Consider the following 17,955-nt stretch of genomic DNA (forward strand, 5'->3'; position numbering starts at 1 on the left):
CGAACAACACTTCGTTCGTTCCACCATTCAGCAAAAGCTGTTTTTTGTCAAATGGTGGTTTTGTTCTGAAGTGTCGTCAAGGAATCCAGCACTTCCCTGGCGTGACCGTTTGGTCGAACTGCCACCCAGCGCTCACGTAGAACGCCATCGGGGTCGATCAGGAAGGAGTGGCGCAATGAATAGGGCGCCATCCAGGAGCCGTAGGCCTTGCTCACGGTTCCGTCAGGATCAGAGAGCAGGGGAAAACTCAGCCCTTCGCTTTCACAGAAGGATTCGTGCTCGTCGACACTGTCGGCGCTGATGCCGATGACCTCGGCACCGGCCTGAAGAAACTCCGCGTGCAGGCTTTCGAAGCCCCTGGCTTCGATGGTGCACCCACCGGTGAAGTCTCTTGGGTAGAAATAAACCGCCAACCAACGACCGCGCAGATCTCCGCTGCTCCAACGGTTACGGTCGGGTTCGGATTGGCTGGATCCGGGCAGATCGAAGTCGGGCACTGTGCTGCCCGTTTCCAAAACAACACCCCCGAGAGCCGAAGCCCGCGAGGGTGAAAGCGTTAGAGCTGCAAGGAAAAGGCCGGACTTGACTAGTAATTCCCGCCGATTCACCCGTTCAAAATCTCAGATCTTGGCCAGGTTAATGCCCAGAGACTTGGCGTAGGCGCCGAGGCCTTTCTTCTGGATGGTTTTGAGGGCGCGGGTGGTCACGCGCAGCTTCACCCAGCGGTTGCCTTCAGCCCACCAGAGGCGACGCTGCTGCAGGTTGGCCTGCTGCAGCTTCTTGGTGCGGATGTGGGAATGGCTCACGGCCATGCCGTTGTTGGCGCGAGTACCGGTGAGCTGACACACCCGTGACATGACGATGTCCTTCTACTGAGAGGTTGTTTGGAGCTGAATTAACAGTTCCAAACAACCAAGTTAGCAAAAGGTCTTCACCTCAAAGGCCTCTCTGCATCAGAGCACCCATCAATTCAGCACTGCGGGTCTGGAATCCGCCAAGTTCATTGGGCTCCAGACCGCCCACGCCTAGCCGAGCCATGTCATAAAGATGACGGGCCACATCCTGGGCGAGGCTTGCTGTGGGTGAGGCTTCCGCCGATCCCACCAGCACGCCACCGGCCCGCAGCTTGAGCATCCCTTCCACCAGGGGATGGCGCCGGTTCACCAGAAGTACGTGATGCTCAGGAAGGCCTGGCAGGCGCTGTTCCATTAAGGCGCCCATGTCGTTCAGCCTGCGCATCTGTTCAGGCAGAAGAATCATCGCCGGAGGTGCCCCTTCCGCTTTCAGGGCCTGTACCTGAACGGTCACCTTCTCATTGGCCAGGGATTCCTTGATCAGATCACGCAGTCGGTCTGATTCCGTTGTTCCATCTTGATCGGTGAGTTCCGCATCGTTGTCTTTCAGGCTCTCGTCCAGTTCCGAGTCGACGCGTTGGAAGGTGAGTTCCTCGTGGCGATGTTCGAGCCAGGGGATGAACTGAGTGTCGATCACCGTTTCCAGCTTCAGCACTTCCGCGCCTTGGGATGTCCAGAGATTGAGCGCACCAGCCTGGGAAACGTCATCGGTGCTGTAGAGCACGCGCTTGTTCTGATCTGCGGCCAGTCGGCTGAGGTATCCCTCCAGAGTGGTGAAAGCACGTCCATCGCAGGCGATCGGGTCAGCGTCGTCGCCTTCCCCGGCGGCAGCGGTGGTGGCAAACAGGATCAATTCGGCGACCTGCTCGGCGAACTTCTCGTCTTCCATGGCGCCGATCTTCACGAAGGGTGCCAGGGCATCCCACGCCTCGGCATAGGCCTTGGGGTCCTCCTTTTTCAATCCCCGCAGCCGATCTGACACCTTCTTGGCGACAAAATTTCCGATTGAGCGAACGCGTCGGTCGGTTTGCAGAGCACTGCGGCTCACATTGAGAGGAATGTCGGGTGAATCGATCACTCCCCGCAAGGGCAGCAGGTAGCGCGGCACAACTTCCTTGATCGAATCGCTGACGAACACCTGGTTGCAGTAGAGCTTGATTTCGCCCTTCTCCCAGTCGGCACGACCGGTCTGCTTGGGGAAAAAGAGAATTCCCTGAAGGTTGTAGGGGTAGTCGGTATTGAGGTGAACCCAGAGCAGGGGATCGCCTTGAAAGGGATAGAGATAGTGGTAGAGGTCGATGTAATCCTGATCACTGAGATCTCTGGCGCTCTTGCGCCAGGGGGCGTCCATCTTGTTGATGGTTTCACCCTCGAGCTGCACCGGCACTGCCATGAAGTCGCAGTAGGTGTTGATCAGAGTTCGGATCCGTGCCGGTTCCAGATATTCGAGCTCGTCCTCCATTAGGTGAAGGATCACGTCTGTGCCCGGCTGCTCTTTCTCGGCGGCGCTGAGGCTGAAGTTCGGGGAACCATCACAGCTCCAGCGCACAGCTTCAGCGTCGGGCCGAGCTGAACGGGTCAGCAGTTCAACCTTCTCGGCCACCATGAAGCTGGAATAGAAACCAAGGCCGAAGTGGCCGATGATGGCGTCGTTTTCCTGCTTGTATTTCTCCAGGAAATCCTCGGCACTGGAGAAGGCCACCTGGTTGATGTAGCGCTTCACCTCATCGGCCGTCATGCCGATGCCGTTATCACTGATGGTGACGGTCTTGGCCTCCTGATCCACCGTGATGCGAATGGCACCGTCATCCCCTTCGCTGCAATCGCCCGCCATGGCAGCCATGCGGCGCTTGCTGATGGCATCAACGCCATTGCTGACAAGTTCCCGGAGAAACACCTCGTGGCCGGAGTACACGGCCTTCTTGATGATCGGGAAAATGTTTTCGGTGTGGATCTGAATCTGACCCTGTTCCTCCAGCACCGCCATTCCTGTGTCCCGAAAAACCAGACACTAGAGACCGGTTTCACTCCGGCTCAACGGCCTGTTCAGGGGGTTCTCCGTACCTTCATGTGCCCCGCATGCCTGCTCAAGGCGTCTTCTGAAGGTCAGGACGCTCTTCCGCAACGATGGCGCCCTCAACCGGACAGACCTGCAGGCAGATGCCGCAATCGATGCAGGTGTCGAAATTGATCCAGTAAAAGTCTGTCCCTTTCTTGTTTTTTCCATTGCCTTGGTCAATGCAGGCCACAGGGCAGGCATCGACGCAGTCAGCGATGCCCTCGCAAACGTCGGTGACGATGGAATGAGCCATGGAGGACCTGCTGATCTGCCGGATCCTAAGGATCGACCCAATCGAGCTGTAGACCGCCCTGTGCCTTCGCCAGCTGTTCAGCCTTCTCCTTGGAATCCAACGGTTCCAAGGCCAACACAGCGGTGCGACCTTGCTGATGCCAGCCCCGCTGATGCTCCATGGCCGCTTCCAGGCTTGTGGCTGGTGAAAAGGCCACGAGTACATCGGTCTGTTGCTGGTCTGCTGTATCGAATTCCGAGATCAGTTCCCGGATCGGGTCGATCGCCAGGCTGAACCCAGCGCCATAGGCCTGGTGATCGGTCGCGCCGCAACGCTGCACCAGGTCGTCGTAACGGCCGCCACGGGCAATCACCACAGGAGAGCTGCGGCCATCACAGACCAGCTGGAACACCAAGCCGGTGTACAGCTCGAAATGGGGCTGGAATGTCGGGTCGAGCTGAATCGTTACCGACTGATCCTGAGCTGCTTTTGAGAGATGGGCGCAGAGGCGGCGAAGCTTGTCGAACACCGGCTGATCCCCGCCCATGCTGGCGAGCTGGGTCAGGACCTGGTCGGGGGTTCCGCGGCAGTCAAGGAGGGAAAGAAGCCTGGCCTTGGCGTCCTTGGTCAGCTCGAAATTCTCAATGGCCAGACGGTCGAAATCGATCAAGGCTGTACGGATCTGATCGCGCATCTCACCGTTGAACGGGCTGAGAATCAGATCCATCAGAGCGGTGTGGCCGAGCAACAGCCTTGGTTTCTGGCTGGGCTGCAGCTCCAGGGTCTGAATTGCTGCCATCAACAGGCTGAGCAGTTCCATCTCCGCTTCGCTGCCGCTAACCCCGAACAGTTCAACGCCGCTTTGCAGGTTCTCTTCAATCGATTGCCCCCCTTCATCGGCGGAACGGGTGCGGAACACCGTTCCGGAGGCCCAGAGACGCAACGGCCGTTGGCGATCGGCGAATCGTGTGCAAGCCGCTCTGGCGATGGATGCCGTCATCTCTGGCCGTAGCCCGAGAGGGTCATCTGCAACGAGACGAACGATGTCTGAACTGTCGATGGCACCCCCGGCCATCAACGTTGCCAGTCGCTCCACCCGCGGTGGCGACACCTCCTCATAGCCCCACAGACGGAAAACCGATGCAAGACGTTCCGTCAGCTGTCGATTGGTCTCCACCTGACGTGGATTCAGATCCTTTGCGCCAGCTGCAGGTTGCAGCGCCATCTCACGTCCTCGCGGCCACGACTCAGGATCCCATGGCCGTGACCTCCGGGGCACCGAAGGCGGCTCCAGGAAGCGGTTTCACCTGAGACAAGCCATCCCTGATTGCGTCATGCAAGCCAGGACCAGCCGCTACGACTCGGCCGCTGGTGAGATCAAAGGGTTGATTCCCATATCCCGTGACGGTTCCCCCCGCCAGATCCACCAAGGCCACGCCCGCAGCCAGGTCCCAGGGAGACAGGCCCCGTTCCCAGTAGCCGTCCTGGCGGCCAGCGGCCACGAACGCCAGATCAACCGCTGCAGCGCCGCCTCGACGAACGCCATGGGTGCGGTGGGTGAACCAGCAGAACTCGGCGTAGTTGTTGTCGAGACGGGTGTGGCGGTCATAGGCAAACCCGGTAACGAGGAGAGCATCCTCGAGACGATCACAGCTGCTCACCTGAAGTGCTGTGTCGTTGCAGAACGCTCCGATTCCCGGCGCTCCCCAGTAGGTCTCCTTGAGGAAGGGCACGGCGATGGCACCAAGGATGGGTTGTTGCCCCAGGGTGAGCCCGATCGAGGTAGCAAAGAAGGGATAACCGTGGGCGAAGTTGGTGGTCCCATCCAGGGGGTCAACACACCACCTCAGACCGTCTTGCTGTCCTGTTGCCCCGCTTTCTTCCGCCAGCACGGCGATCTCAGGGGTCTGGTCCGCCAGCATCTTCAAGACGATGTGTTCAGCTGCAACGTCGGCATTCGTCACCAGGTCGCCGATGCGCCCTTTACTTTCGATCGATGACAAGCGCCCGTAATGGCGCATGAGCTCCTGGCCACCGGCATCGGCCGCCGAGCGGGCCACGGTCAGATAACGCTCCAGATCGCTTGGGCTGAGTCCGCCATCGCGGGCGGCACGGCTGCAGATCGACTCCTGCATGGTCACTCCTCTTCGATGGGGATCCGGGTGGTGACGCGTCCTTTCCCAAAGTGGCGCCCGAATTGCAGCTCGTATACCTCGTCTTCGTCTTGGGTTTCTGCTTCGAGAGGGGCAACTGCCCGGGCCACACACAGCAGGCCGTAACCCTGGGACCTCAGCTCCTGAGAAAGACCCATGGCCTCGCGCTGGTCGAGGGTTCCGCTTTGCACCCGAACGGCACAGCTGGTGCAGCATCCGTTTCTGCAGGAGAAGGGAAGTGGGTCTCCTTGCTCTTCAAAGCTCTGCAGGATGTACTCACCCTCTGGGACGTCGTGGGTGATGGTGCGACCCTCCTGGCGCCAGTGAATGGTGATCCTGTGGCTGGGACGCATAAAGCTCTGCCGGCAGTGCCCTGCTACATTCTCACCTGCCCCATTTAGCCGGTGGAGAGCTGGCCGAGTGGTCGAAGGCGCAGCACTGGAAATGCTGTATAGGGGCAACTCTATCGAGGGTTCGAATCCCTCGCTCTCCGCTTCTCCGGTCCGCAAGGTCCGGATTTTTTTTGTCCATCTGAGGCGGCGCGTCAGACCCACGCATGGCCGTCAAACCTTGGCGAGGCTGGGGCTTGAGTGTTCCTGACAGCTGCGTCGTTGCTGAGGGGTCGGGATCAGCCGAACCGACCGGAGACGTAGTCCTGGGTGGCTTGCTGTTGGGGCGCGTTGAAGATCTTGTCTGTGTCGTTGAATTCCACGAGGTAGCCCACTTTTCCGGTTCCGCCCTCGACGGCTTCGGCGTTGAAGAAAGCCGTCATGTCGCTGACACGGACGGCCTGCTGCATGTTGTGGGTCACGATCACGATGGTGAAGCTCTTCTTGAGCTCATGCATCGTCTCTTCGATCTTCAACGTCGAGATTGGATCCAGGGCTGAACAGGGCTCATCCATCAAGATGACTTCTGGCTGGATGGCGATGGTTCGGGCGATACAAAGACGTTGTTGCTGTCCGCCAGAGAGTGAATAGCCGCTCTCATTCAGTTTGTCTTTGCATTCATCCCAAACTGCTGCCTGCCGTAGAGATTGCTCAACGAGTTCATCCATATTTCCCGTATATCCATTGATGCGTGCGCCAAAGGCAATGTTTTCGTAGATGCTTTTCGGGAATGGGTTGGGTTGCTGGAACACCATCCCGATACGACGTCGCACCTCTACAGGATCAACACTGGAACCGTACAAGTCGACCCCACCAAACAAAATGCTGCCCTTGAGGGAGCATGAATCGATCAGGTCATTCATGCGGTTCAAGGCTCGAAGAACCGTTGATTTTCCGCAGCCGGATGGACCGATGAAAGCCGTGACCTTACCGCGAGGAATGTTGCAAAAAACATTTTTTACGGCTTCAAAGTTGCCGTAGCTGATCGTGACGTTCTGCAGCGAAAGTGCTGTGTCTGCGCTCTTGATATCGGGATCTTGGGGTGGGCTGATAGTGGTCATTGATTTAAGTGGAAAATTGGTTTATTTGGCTGCAAATCGTGCCAGCCATCGAGATAAAAGATTGAGCGTCAAAATCATCATCACCAGTACGAACGATGCGGCCCAGGCCAATTCGTTGTGAAACTCATAGGGCATGATCGCAAAGTTGTAGATCATCACGGAGAGGGTTGCGATGGGAGCGAAGATGCCCTCGGGTGTGAGCACATCTGACCAGAACGGTGAGAAGAGTGCCGTGAAGATCAAAGGAGCCGTTTCCCCTGCAGCTCTTGCGATTCCAAGAACCACCCCTGTCGCGATCGGGGTTAAGGCGGCAGGGAGTGTGATTCGCACAACAGTGACAAATCTGGATGCCCCCACTCCCAAAGCACCACGACGCAGGTCATCAGGAACCAGCTTCAGACCTTCGTCGGTCGTTTTAATAACCGTGGGGAGCATCAACACAGCCAGGGCCATGCCCCCCGCAACGGCGCTGTAGGCGTTCCCGAAGAGAATTCGGCTGGTGACGATGGTTCCGTAGATGAACACGCCAGCAATGATCGATGGCACACCAGCCAACACATTGGTGCCGAATCGAATGAACTGAGCGAACCATCCTGAACGGGAGTATTCGGCAAGGAAGATCCCACCTCCGACGCCCACTGGAATGGCAATCAATCCAGCGATGCCTGTTACGACGAGGGTTCCAATAATCGCGTTAGCGATACCACCTTCCTCCAGTCCCGGTGGTGGTGGAAGTTCCGTCAGCAGGGCCAGACTGATCTTGCTGCCCCCTTGCACAAGCACGTAGCCCAAAACCAGGACAAGGGGCAGAACAGCGATAACCGCAAATAATCCCGCCAAGAAGGAGAGAAGGCCGCTGCGGATATTTCTGCGCAGAAACGGCTTGTAGCTCAGATCAGGAGCTGAGTCGGATCGGGTGTGGGTGAGAGTTTGTGTCATGTCAGTACTTCAGGCTCAAGCGCTTCACAATCCACTGGGCAAAAATATTCACGCACAACGTCAGGATGATCAGCACAAATGCTGCATACATCAGCGATGACACTTGGGAACCATCCGCTTCACCAAACTGGTTAGCAAGCATCGCTGCGATGGTGTTGCCCGGTGCCAAGAGCGAAAGGCTGAAATTGTTGGAATTGCCGATGATCATCGTGACGGCCATGGTCTCGCCCATGGCTCGGCCCAGTGCCAGCATCACGCCACCAATGATTCCAGAAATCGCTGCCGGAAGAATCACATTGATGATCGCTCCCCAACGTGTTGTCCCCACGCCATAGGCCGCTTGTCGGAGTTGTGTCGGTACCTGATTCAGACAATCACGGGAAATAGCCGTGATGATCGGAAGGATCATCACAACCAGGATCAACACTGCTGGGATGGTGCCTGGACCCATCGGCGGTGTGCTGAAGAGGGGGAACCAATTGAAGAGCTCATAGAGAAGCTCAAGCCCCGGACGGATGAATGGTTCCAACACAAAGATGGCCCACAGGCCGAGTACCACGGATGGGATTGCGGCGAGAAGTTCAACCATCAGGCCGATCACACTGCGAATCCGGCTGGGGATGATGTTTTCGGTGATGAAGATGGCTGTTCCAACCCCCAAGGGCACAGCGATCATCAAGGCCAGCAGTGATGTAATCAGGGTGCCGTAGATGGCTGCACCGGCGCCGTACTCGTCATCCACAGGGTTCCAATCCGAGGTGATCAGAAATTGCCAGCCGTAGCGGGCCATGGATTCCAAGCTTCCTTGGAAGACGACGATCAGGATGGAGAAAAGAACGATCGCCACCACCGAGGCCATGGCAATGGCCAGATTCTTGAAACTGACGTCCACCAATTTTTCGAACGGTGGACGTCTTCGGAACAGGTATCGCTTGTCCGGGTCGGACATTTACCCAAAGGCGCGCCAGTACAACGTATGTCCCGATCCTCTTGACATGATTAAGAACGCCTTAAGCGATGGGCTCTGTTCTGCCATTTATCGCGACTGGGGCTGGAGCAGGTTGGAAGCTGCCGTTAGCGTGGAGATCAAGCTTTAAGGGATATGGGGCGGATCGTCGGCATCGATCTGGGGACCACCAATTCGGTTGTCGCTGTGCTGGAGGCGGGTCGTCCCCATGTGATTGCCAATGCCGAGGGCGGACGAACCACCCCATCCGTAGTGGGTTACACCAAGGATCAGGAGCTGCTGGTGGGGCAGCTGGCCCGACGCCAACTCGTGCTCAGCCCCCGAAACACCTTTTCTAATTTGAAGCGGTTTGTTGGTCGTGACTGGGACGAGTTGGAGGACAGCAGCCTGTCCGTGCCCTACACAGTTCGTGCCAACGACCAGGGTCAGGTTCGCGTCCCCTGCCCGGTGACGGAGCGCGAGTATGCGCCCGAAGAAATTGTCGCCAGCATCATCCGCAAACTGGTCGACGATGCATCGACTTACCTAGGCGAGCCGGTTGAAGCGGCTGTTGTGACTGTTCCGGCCTATTTCAATGATGCGCAGCGTCAGGCCACCCGTGATGCCGGACGGTTGGCGGGCATTTCAGTGGAACGCATTCTTAATGAGCCCACCGCCGCTGCTCTTGCTTACGGATTTGATCGCAGTGCGGTCAAACGGGTGCTCGTGTTTGACCTGGGTGGAGGCACATTTGACGTGTCGCTGCTGCGCATCGCCAATGGCGTCTTTGACGTCAAGGCGACGAACGGAGACACCCAGCTCGGTGGCAACGATTTTGATCAACGCATCGTCAACTGGCTGGCCGATGCGTTTGCTGAGGAGCATGGCGTTGATCTGCGGCGGGATCGTCAGGCCCTTCAGCGATTGACGGAGGCTGCTGAAAAAGCGAAGCAGGAACTCTCCGGTGTGCTGAGCACCCCGATTTCGCTGCCGTTCATTGCTACCGGCAGTGATGGTCCGCTGCACATTGAAACTCGTCTGGACCGTGCCATGTTCGAGGGTCTCTGCCCGGATCTTCTCGACCGTTTGCTGAGTCCGGTCCAAGCGGCACTGCGCGACTCGGGTTGGTCTGCAAACGACATTGATGACGTTGTGCTGGTGGGGGGCGCCACCCGGATGCCCATGGTGCAGCAATTGGTTCGCACCCTTGTGCCCATCGATCCCTGCCAATCGGTGAATCCCGATGAGGTGGTGGCGATCGGTGCTGCCGTTCAGGCGGGGATCCTCACAGGGGAACTCAGGGACCTGTTGCTGAATGACGTCACACCTCTCTCGCTCGGACTGGAGACGATTGGCGGACTGATGAAGGTGCTGATCCCTCGCAACACTCCGATCCCGGTGCGCCAGTCCGATGTGTTCAGCACTTCGGAAGCCAATCAGTCGTCCGTTGAAATCCATGTCTGGCAAGGGGAGCGCCAGATGGCATCGGACAACAAATCTCTTGGTCGTTTCCGCCTCTCCGGCATTCCACCGGCTCCGAGGGGTGTGCCTCAGGTGCAAGTGGCGTTCGATATTGATGCCAATGGTCTGCTTCAGGTCAGTGCCACCGACCGCACCACGGGTCGCAAGCAGTCGGTTTCGATTCAGGGCGGTTCGAATCTCAACGAGGAGGATGTGACCGCTCTGTTGGCGGAAGCGGAGGCACGGGCCGATGAGGATCGGCGCAAACGCAATCAAATCGAGCGTCGCAACCGTGCCCAAACGTTGCTTGCTCAGGCAGAACGGCGTCTGCGGGACGCTTCGCTGGAGCTGGGGCCCTACGGCGCTGAACGGCAGCAACGGGCTGTTGAAATGGCCATACGCGATGTGCAGGACTGCCTCGCCAACGACGACCTCCAGGAGCTGGATCTGTGTGTAAGCGGTCTTGAGGAGGCTCTCTTCGGTCTGAACCGTCGTCTTTCGGCGGAACGTCAGGGCGATGGCAGTCCGCTTCAGGGGATTCGCAACACCCTCGGTTCCCTCAAGGATGAGTTGTTTGCCGATGATTGGGATGACGACCCCTGGGGTCCCCCCAGTCGTCCGGGTGAACGCGGTCGAGGCCTGAGCCGTCGTGACTCTGCACCTTGGGACGATGACATCTACCGCTGATCCTGATTATTGGTCTCTGCTGGGGGTTGATCCCGACTGCACGGATCAGCAGCTGAAACGTGCCTTTCGCCGCGAGGCGCGCCGTTGGCATCCGGATCTGAACAGCAATGATCCCGTTGCAGAGGATCGCTTCAAGCTGGTCAATGAGGCCTACGCGGTGCTCAGTGATCCCCGCCGCCGCGATGCTTGGCAACGGGGCGGTGGTACAGGTGCGGGTGTTGCCGATCCCTTCGCTCACGGGTTCCCCGATTTCGAGGACTATCTCGACGTGATTTTTGGCGGGGGGGCAGGGCGATCAACGGCTGAGTCCGACATGGAGCCGGATCCACCCTTCCGGGGTGATGACGTCAGAAGTGAAACCAGAAGAACTGAACCTCCGGTGTCGGCACCGCCGCCACCGCCGCCCGTGCGTGCTGTGGAGGATCTCGAATCGGTCGTTCATCTCACCGCTGATCAGGCTCTGCAGGGCACCCAGGTGGAACTGACGCTCGACGACGGCACGGTGATCGAGTTGAACACTCCTCCCTTCGCTGGTGATGGCTGGCGACTTCGGCTTGAGGGCGTCGCCCCGGGGGGGCGTGATCATTTCCTGCAGCTCCGGGTTGTGACCGATGAAGGGCTTCGGATCGATGGTCTTCGCGTGCTCTACAAGCTGCTGTTGTTTCCCCCAGATGCGGCTCTTGGCTGCGCTGTGGATGTGCCCACGCTGGATGGGCCCGTGACGCTGCAAGTTCCTCCCGGTTCATCGAGCGGACGCTTGTTGCGACTTCGTGGTCGTGGGCTGCAGCTGGAGAACGAACGGGGGGACCAACTGGTGGAGATTGTTGTGGTGATTCCTTCAGATCTGGGCGATGCGGAACGGGCTCTTTATCGCCGCCTTCAGGAACTGGCGAGCGAATCCGAGCAGGTTGGATGACGATGGGTGAGACTCCGGTCCGATTGATCTGACGTTTTCTCGATGCGCGTCCACGTCCTGCTCTTTGATGCCGGTACGGATAGTGAAGGCATCCATTCGCTTGAAATTGCCGGACGCACTGTGGTTCTTCTGTTTGAGAACCCCGACGATGCCGAGCGTTATGCCGGTCTTCTGGAGGCGCAGGACTTTCCGATTCCGACGGTGGAGGCCCTGGACCGAGAAGACGTGGATTTGTTTTGTCGTGAGGCCGGCTATGAGGCCCGCGTGATCGAGTCGGGTTTTGTGCCAAGCAATGACGAGGAGCGCCTGTTCATGGCGCCGCCGCAGAGCAACCGCGATGTGAGCAGCTGGAAGGACGACACCAACCCTGATAACCCAATCCCTGACAACGCCAACCCTGAACAACACGCCGCTGAACCTGCGCGCCAGGGACTGGAGACCGAGCCCGAGTCAAATCCTGAACTCGATGAACTGCGTCGGCGGTTGGAGGGGCTGCTCTGAACCATGGCTCTGTTTGACCCTGATCTCCAGCCCTCCAGCGACCGCGGCCATCTGCTGACCGAGCAGAGCAATCAGCGCAGTTCACGCTTGGATCAACTCGAGACCCTCGATCTCGTCGCCCTGTTTGCGGACGAGGATCGGCGTCCCCAAGAGGCTGTCGCCGCGGCCGCTCCTGACCTTGCTCAGGCCGTTGATGCCGTTTCTGAGCGACTTCGTGCCGGCGGTCGTCTCTTCTATCTCGGTGCTGGCACCTCAGGCCGGCTGGGGGTCTTGGATGCCGCGGAGTGTCCACCCACTTTTTGCAGTGATCCCGAGCAGGTGCAGGGGGTTCTCGCTGGTGGTTCAGCAGCGCTGTTGCGCAGTTCCGAAGGGCTCGAGGATGTTGAGGCTGCCGGTCGGGCTGACCTGGAGGAGCGGGGCTTTTGCTCCAAGGACTGTCTTGTGGGGATCGCCGCAGGTGGCACCACGCCATACGTTCGCGGCGGCCTGGCGTTTGCGACAAGCATTGGTGCTCTGGCGATTGCCATGGCCTGTGTTCCGACGGAGCAGGCTCCCCTTCCCTGCGATATCGACATTCGTCTGCTCACCGGCCCTGAGCTGCTGACTGGATCCACGCGGATGAAGGCCGGCACGGCCACAAAACTTGCCTTAAACACGCTGTCGACCGCGGTGATGGTGAAGCTCGGCAAGGTCTATGGGAATCGGATGGTGGATGTAGCCGCAAGCAACAGCAAGTTGGTGGACCGATCGCTGCGGATCCTGAGGGATCTGGCCGGTGTCGAGCGGGAGCGTGGACTGACGCTGCTGGAGGACGCCGGCGGATCGGTCAAACTCGCTTTGTTGATGGCTGCTGCTGACTTGTCTGTCGACCAGGCATGTGCGCTGCTTCAGCAGCATGACCAGCAGCTTCGCTCGGCACTGGCCTCCTGCGGAGCTCAGCTGACGGACCTCAGCTGATGGAGGCCTGATCGAACGATCCCCAGTAAGCAGAGGTGAACAGATCGAGCTTTGATCGGGTCTCGGCAGGCACCTGGTCCTTGGGCGTGATCAAGGCATTGGCGAGGGCTGTGTGGGCCGTCGAAGCAGGAGGCTTTTGCTTCAGCTGCTGCATCAAACCGCTCAGGATCGGTTCGGTGGCCGAGGCATTGGCCTGCAGGTTGCTAATCACCATCTCCACAGAGACCGCGTCATGGTCTTCATGCCAGCAGTCAAAGTCGGTGACCATGCTCAGGGAGGCATAGGCCAATTCGGCTTCCCGGGCCAGGCGGGCCTCGGTGTGATTGGTCATCCCGATGACTGAACAACCCCAGGAGCGGTAGAGCTTGCTTTCGGCTTGGGTGGAAAAGGCTGGGCCCTCCATGCAGAGATACGTTCCTCCGCGATGCAGCTTTTGACCTTTCGGCAAGCCCTTCTCGGCGGCATCGGCCAGTAGGGCACTTAACTGCGGGCAGAAAGGTTCGGCAAGGCTGACGTGAGCCACACAGCCGTTCCCGAAAAAACTGGATGGCCTTTGACGCGTGCGGTCAATGAACTGATCCGGTACGACCATGTCCCGCGGATGCAAATGGCCCTGGAGCGATCCAACCGCGGAGAGGGAGATCAACCAGCGCACCCCCAGCGAACGCATCGCCCAGATGTTGGCCCGGTAGGGCACTTCACTGGGCAGCAGCTGGTGATGCCGGCCATGGCGGGCCAGGAAGACGGTCTCGACCCCCTCAAGCTCTCCCAATCGCAGTTGATCGGATGGCGCCCCGAACGGTGTTGGTATCGCACGTTCTTCCACCTGGCTTAAGCCGGGAATCGAATACAGGCCGCTACCGCCGATGACGCCAACCCGGGCTCCCTCGAGATCTGCCATGCCACTACTCTCACTACACTCCAGTTTTGCTCGCGCGATCATGACTAAGGCCTTGATGGACACCGAAGCAGGCCTGATCGAGCTCGAGCTATTTGATGCCGATGCCCCGAACACTGTCTCCAACTTCGTGAAGCTGGTGAAAGACGGCTTTTACGACGGCCTGGCCTTTCACCGGGTGATCCCGGGTTTTATGGCCCAGGGAGGATGCCCCAACAGCCGTGAGGGCGCCCGCGGCATGGCTGGAACCGGAGGTCCCGGTTACCAAATCGATTGCGAGATCAACCCGCAGAAGCACCAGGCCGGAACCCTCGCCATGGCCCATGCCGGCCGCAACACTGGTGGTTCGCAGTTCTACATCTGCCATGAGGCCCAGTCCCACCTCGACGGTGTCCATACGGTGTTTGGCCACACCGGCAACATGGATGTGGTGTTGAAGCTCTCCAACGGCTCCAAGATCAACAAAGTGACGATCCAGGAGGGCTGATCAGCGCCGCGTCCAGTGCAGGAGTGACGGGCCGTTTTCGATCAGTCCGTCACTGCTCATGTCGATCAGCTCATTGAGCTGATGCTCCACCCGCTCAAGATTCTGGGGCGGGTGGAGTGCCATCCGCTCGGTTGGAACCCGCATAAGTCCCACCCGTTCGGTAGCCGCCAGGGCCGCCAGGCTTTGCAGCAGGGGGCTGGCATCTCCACCATCTGGGGACAGTTTCCAGACGAATTGCGGACGGTCCCAGAGCGCCAACAGACGTGGCTCATGCAGGGCCTCGAGGTTGAAGCCATGGCGATGCGCGATTCCCTCCACTTCCAAGCGAATGGTGGGCCAGCTTTCCGGGCCAACGTTCACCGCCAGCGCCAGAACCACACAAGGACTCTCAGATTCGAAGAGATGTCCGAGCTTCTCCCGCTTGGCCGCTAGGTAGTCGGCGTTATGAATGCCTGGGTCCATCACCAGCGGCACCCGCTCTTCCACCTGAAGGCCATAGCCACCAAGTCCGGCAATCTTGCGCGGGTTGTTTGTGAGCAGGCGCAGCCGATGGATGCCCAGGTCAGAGAGAATCTGGGCGCCGACGCCGTAGTTGCGGAGATCCGCTGGGAAGCCGAGGCGTTCATTGGCTTCAACGGTGTCTAAACCTGCTTCCTGAAGGCTGTAGGCCTTCAGTTTGTTAATCAGGCCGATGCCACGACCTTCCTGCCGCAGGTAGACGACTACACCCTCCCCTTCCGCTTCGATCTGGCGCAATGCCGCCTCCAGCTGGGGCCGGCAGTCACAACGCAGCGAGCCAAAGGCATCACCGGTGAGGCATTCGGAATGCATGCGCACCAGTACGGGCTCATGCAGGGCATTCGGCTCGCCCTTGATCAGAGCAACATGCTCGGAACCATCCAGTTCGTTGCGATAACCCACCGCCTGGAAGGTCCCGAAACGGCTCGGCATCTGTGCCTGGGCCAGTCGGCGGACAAACCGCTCGTTCTCCAGCCGGTAACGGATCAGATCCGCAATGCTGATCAGCTTCAGTCCCCACCGATCGGCGTAGCTGCGCAGCTCCGGCAGCCGGGCCATCGAGCCATCGCTGTTTTGGATTTCGCAGATCACCCCCGCAGGGCTGAGGCCTGCCAGCTGTGACAGATCGACGGCGGCTTCAGTGTGGCCAGCGCGCTTCAGTACGCCACCAGGGCGGGCGCGTAAGGGAAAGATGTGCCCGGGTCTGCGCAGTTCAGCCGGCCGCGTGGCCGGATTAAGCGCCACCTGAATTGTGGCGGCGCGGTCTTCGGCGGAGATTCCAGTGGTCACCCCATGCTCAATTCCGGCATCGATGCTCACCGTGAAGGCCGTTTCGTTGGCGTCGGTGTTGCGATCCACCATCAGCGGCAGATCGAGTTCATCCAGCCGTTGTCCCTCCATGGCGAGACAGATCAGGCCCCGCGCCTCGGTGGCCATGAAGTTGATCGCTTCTGGAGTTGCGAACTGGGCAGCGCAGATCAAATCACCTTCGTTCTCCCGCTGTTCGTCGTCCACCACGACAATGCACTCACCATTTCGGATCGCCGCGAGGGCATCGCTGATGGCATCAAACGCGATGGGATCGTTCGCGGGGTCAAGGGAACTGGGGTTCAGGAGCCTGGTCGCCGGTTGATGACCTCATTATTGATCTCTGTACGATCAGCCGTTGGTTGGTTGATTCAATGGCAGGCAACAAAGCGTCGGCGGTTGAAGCGATGGCAACGTTGAAGGGCGGACGGGTTGCTGTCATTGGCGCCTCCGGCTATGGCGGCCTTCAGACCATCCGCCTGCTGCAGGGACACCCGGGTCTTTCCGTCAGTTTTCTCGGCGGTGAACGCAGTGCCGGCCAACGCTGGAGTTCTGTTTGTGCCTTCCTGCCCCTGCCGGATGACCCGATGGTGGAATCGGCAGACCCCGACCGGATTGCGGCCTGCTCCGACTTCGCCGTTCTGAGTCTTCCCAACGGCCTGGCATGCCAATTGGCGCCACAACTGTTGGAGCGTGGTGTGCGGGTTGTGGATCTTTCCGCCGACTTCCGCTACCGCTCCCTCGACCAGTGGCTTCAGGTGTATGCCAAGGAGGCCGGGTCTCTCAATCGAAAGGATGCCGAGCTCTGCAGCAATGCTGTCTATGGCCTGCCTGAATGGAACGGCCCTGCGATCGCCGAGGCGAAGTTGGTGGCGGCTCCCGGATGTTTCCCCACCGCGAGTTTGCTGCCCCTGCTCCCTTTTCTCAAGCAAGGTCTGATTGAGACGAACGGCATCGTGATTGATGCCAAGACCGGCACCTCCGGTGGTGGACGGGTGCCAAAGGAAGCGATGTTGCTGGCGGAAGCCTCGGAATCCATTGCGCCCTACGGCGTGATCGGTCATCGCCACACCTCAGAGATCGAACAGATGGCGACGGAGGTGGCTGGGCAGGAGGTGCGTCTTCAGTTCACGCCGCACCTCGTGCCGATGGTTCGAGGTCTGCTTTCAACGGTGTATGCCCGACTGCGCGACCCCGGCCTCACCGCTGAGGATTGCACCACCGTTCTGGACGCCATCTACAGGCACCATCCCTGCGTTGAGGTGCTCCCAGTGGGCACCTACCCCGCTACCAAATGGGCGCGGCACACGAATCGCGCCCTGCTGTCAGTTCAGGTGGACACCCGCACGGGCCAGTTGGTGTTGATGAGTGCGATCGACAACCTGATCAAGGGCCAGGCGGGGCAGGGCGTGCAATGCCTGAACCTCATGGCCGGCCTCGCGCCTGAGACGGGTCTGCCTCTGCAATCGTTCTATCCCTGACGCCAGGTTGGCTTCAGGCCAGCGAGGGCAGCCGGCAAGAGCAGGTGTTCCTGTTCTTGGATCCGTTTGGCAAGCGTGGCGTGGTCATCACCATCGAGAACGGGGACGGCGGCCTGGGCCAAGATCGGGCCGGCATCCAGCTCCTCGGTGACGATGTGAACCGTGCAGCCGGTGAGCTTCACTCCGGCTTCTAAGGCCTGACCCACCGCGTCCATGCCGCGGAAGCTGGGCAGCAGCGATGGGTGGATGTTGATCAAGCGTTCTGAAAATCCGCTGATTAAGACATCGGTGACGATCCGCATCCAACCCGCCATCACCACCAGCTCCACCTGGTCGGCGCGGAACAGGCGCACCAGTTCGGCGTCCAGCTCGCGTCGGTTCTTGAGCAGACGATGGTCGAGCACCGACACAGGAACCCCGAGACGTTCGGCGCGTTGCTGTGCTCCACAGCCTGGATTGTTAACCACGAGCCGTTGAATTCGTGCATTGACTTTCCCCGCCTGGATTGCTTGGGCCAAGGCCTCGAAGTTGCTGCCGTTTCCGGATGCCATCACCCCCAGCTGCAAGGGGGCCTGGTCAGCTCGAATGTTGTGGCTAGGGTCAGTCAA

Annotated in this window: 19 protein-coding genes and 1 tRNA gene; 7 read left to right on the forward strand and 13 right to left on the reverse strand. The window is 59.4% G+C overall.

The features are described 5' to 3' along the window. Positions 1–47 precede the first annotated feature (47 nt). The 7 genes from NCN06_RS02055 to NCN06_RS02085 all read right to left on the reverse strand — a co-directional run bounded on the left by NCN06_RS02055 (position 48) and on the right by NCN06_RS02085 (position 5,651). Positions 48–608: a peroxiredoxin gene (locus tag NCN06_RS02055; RefSeq protein ID WP_226397598.1), complete on the reverse strand. Its 561-nt coding sequence runs from the start codon at positions 606–608 to the stop codon at positions 48–50. A gap of 12 nt (positions 609–620) precedes the next feature. Beyond that, on the reverse strand, positions 621–857 hold the full coding sequence (rpmB, locus tag NCN06_RS02060; RefSeq protein WP_006850205.1) for a 50S ribosomal protein L28: 237 nt from the start codon (positions 855–857) through the stop codon (positions 621–623). A gap of 79 nt (positions 858–936) precedes the next feature. Beyond that, positions 937–2,841 (reverse strand): molecular chaperone HtpG, encoded by a 1,905-nt coding sequence (gene htpG, locus NCN06_RS02065; protein WP_226422548.1) that lies wholly within the window; start codon positions 2,839–2,841, stop codon positions 937–939. Positions 2,842–2,941: 100 nt separating this feature from the next. Further along, positions 2,942–3,166: a ferredoxin family protein gene (locus NCN06_RS02070; protein WP_115022046.1), complete on the reverse strand. Its 225-nt coding sequence runs from the start codon at positions 3,164–3,166 to the stop codon at positions 2,942–2,944. A gap of 25 nt (positions 3,167–3,191) precedes the next feature. Beyond that, positions 3,192–4,370, reverse strand: coding sequence for an ATP phosphoribosyltransferase regulatory subunit (locus NCN06_RS02075; protein ID WP_226397601.1), 1,179 nt, complete (start codon positions 4,368–4,370; stop codon positions 3,192–3,194). 22 nt (positions 4,371–4,392) lie between these two features. After that, a complete protein-coding gene (locus tag NCN06_RS02080; RefSeq protein WP_250398606.1) occupies positions 4,393–5,280 on the reverse strand; it encodes an inositol monophosphatase family protein in 888 nt (295 codons plus the stop codon). Positions 5,281–5,282: 2 nt separating this feature from the next. Continuing rightward, positions 5,283–5,651, reverse strand: coding sequence for a 2Fe-2S iron-sulfur cluster-binding protein (locus NCN06_RS02085; protein ID WP_115022051.1), 369 nt, complete (start codon positions 5,649–5,651; stop codon positions 5,283–5,285). Between the two features lie 53 nt (positions 5,652–5,704). Between NCN06_RS02085 and NCN06_RS02090 the strand changes: the two genes are divergently transcribed. After that, positions 5,705–5,791 (forward strand) — tRNA-Ser (locus tag NCN06_RS02090). Positions 5,792–5,926: 135 nt separating this feature from the next. On the opposite strand, the gene pstB is transcribed toward NCN06_RS02090, so the two are convergent. From pstB to pstC, 3 genes are read right to left on the reverse strand one after another with little or no spacing between them, the layout of a single operon-like run. Then, a complete protein-coding gene (gene pstB / locus NCN06_RS02095) occupies positions 5,927–6,748 on the reverse strand; it encodes a phosphate ABC transporter ATP-binding protein PstB (RefSeq protein ID WP_250398607.1) in 822 nt (273 codons plus the stop codon). Positions 6,749–6,769: 21 nt separating this feature from the next. Then, on the reverse strand, positions 6,770–7,687 hold the full coding sequence (gene pstA / locus NCN06_RS02100) for a phosphate ABC transporter permease PstA (RefSeq protein WP_250398608.1): 918 nt from the start codon (positions 7,685–7,687) through the stop codon (positions 6,770–6,772). Position 7,688: 1 nt separating this feature from the next. Continuing rightward, complete coding sequence (gene pstC, locus NCN06_RS02105; protein ID WP_250398609.1) at positions 7,689–8,636, reverse strand: phosphate ABC transporter permease subunit PstC; 948 nt, start codon at positions 8,634–8,636, stop codon at positions 7,689–7,691. A gap of 153 nt (positions 8,637–8,789) precedes the next feature. Here pstC and dnaK point away from each other — a divergent pair, with 153 nt between their 5' ends. Genes dnaK through murQ form a run of 4 tightly spaced genes read left to right on the forward strand, consistent with a single transcriptional unit; the run spans position 8,790 to position 13,155 of the window. Continuing rightward, positions 8,790–10,781 carry a molecular chaperone DnaK gene (gene dnaK / locus NCN06_RS02110; protein WP_250398610.1) on the forward strand — a complete coding sequence of 664 codons (1,992 nt, stop codon included), beginning with the start codon at positions 8,790–8,792 and terminating at the stop codon, positions 10,779–10,781. After that, positions 10,765–11,697: a DnaJ domain-containing protein gene (locus NCN06_RS02115; RefSeq protein ID WP_250398611.1), complete on the forward strand. Its 933-nt coding sequence runs from the start codon at positions 10,765–10,767 to the stop codon at positions 11,695–11,697. The genes dnaK and NCN06_RS02115 overlap by 17 nt, the downstream gene beginning before the upstream one ends. A 42-nt stretch (positions 11,698–11,739) precedes the next feature. Then, positions 11,740–12,198 (forward strand): DUF3110 domain-containing protein, encoded by a 459-nt coding sequence (locus NCN06_RS02120; RefSeq protein WP_226397604.1) that lies wholly within the window; start codon positions 11,740–11,742, stop codon positions 12,196–12,198. A 3-nt stretch (positions 12,199–12,201) separates the two neighbouring features. Beyond that, positions 12,202–13,155: an N-acetylmuramic acid 6-phosphate etherase gene (murQ, locus tag NCN06_RS02125; RefSeq protein ID WP_226397605.1), complete on the forward strand. Its 954-nt coding sequence runs from the start codon at positions 12,202–12,204 to the stop codon at positions 13,153–13,155. On the opposite strand, the gene mtnP is transcribed toward murQ, so the two are convergent. Next, positions 13,148–14,056, reverse strand: coding sequence for an S-methyl-5'-thioadenosine phosphorylase (gene mtnP, locus NCN06_RS02130; protein WP_250398612.1), 909 nt, complete (start codon positions 14,054–14,056; stop codon positions 13,148–13,150). The two genes, murQ and mtnP, sit on opposite strands and share 8 nt — an antisense overlap. A 40-nt stretch (positions 14,057–14,096) precedes the next feature. On the opposite strand from mtnP, the gene NCN06_RS02135 reads away from it, so the two are divergent. Continuing rightward, complete coding sequence (locus NCN06_RS02135; protein ID WP_250398613.1) at positions 14,097–14,540, forward strand: peptidylprolyl isomerase; 444 nt, start codon at positions 14,097–14,099, stop codon at positions 14,538–14,540. Here NCN06_RS02135 and ribBA read toward each other — a convergent pair whose 3' ends face one another. After that, positions 14,541–16,136 (reverse strand): bifunctional 3,4-dihydroxy-2-butanone-4-phosphate synthase/GTP cyclohydrolase II, encoded by a 1,596-nt coding sequence (ribBA, locus tag NCN06_RS02140; RefSeq protein WP_350223177.1) that lies wholly within the window; start codon positions 16,134–16,136, stop codon positions 14,541–14,543. Between the two features lie 137 nt (positions 16,137–16,273). Here ribBA and argC point away from each other — a divergent pair, with 137 nt between their 5' ends. Beyond that, positions 16,274–17,347 (forward strand): N-acetyl-gamma-glutamyl-phosphate reductase, encoded by a 1,074-nt coding sequence (argC, locus tag NCN06_RS02145; RefSeq protein ID WP_226397766.1) that lies wholly within the window; start codon positions 16,274–16,276, stop codon positions 17,345–17,347. Here the strand turns inward: argC and purN are convergent. Continuing rightward, the gene (gene purN, locus NCN06_RS02150) at positions 17,338–17,898 is read right to left on the reverse strand and encodes a phosphoribosylglycinamide formyltransferase (protein ID WP_250398675.1); all 561 of its coding nucleotides are present in this window, start codon (positions 17,896–17,898) and stop codon (positions 17,338–17,340) included. The two genes, argC and purN, sit on opposite strands and share 10 nt — an antisense overlap. Positions 17,899–17,955 lie beyond the last annotated feature (57 nt).

The sequence above is a fragment of the Synechococcus sp. MU1648 genome, assembly GCF_023630615.1.
GTDB lineage: Bacteria > Cyanobacteriota > Cyanobacteriia > PCC-6307 > Cyanobiaceae > Parasynechococcus.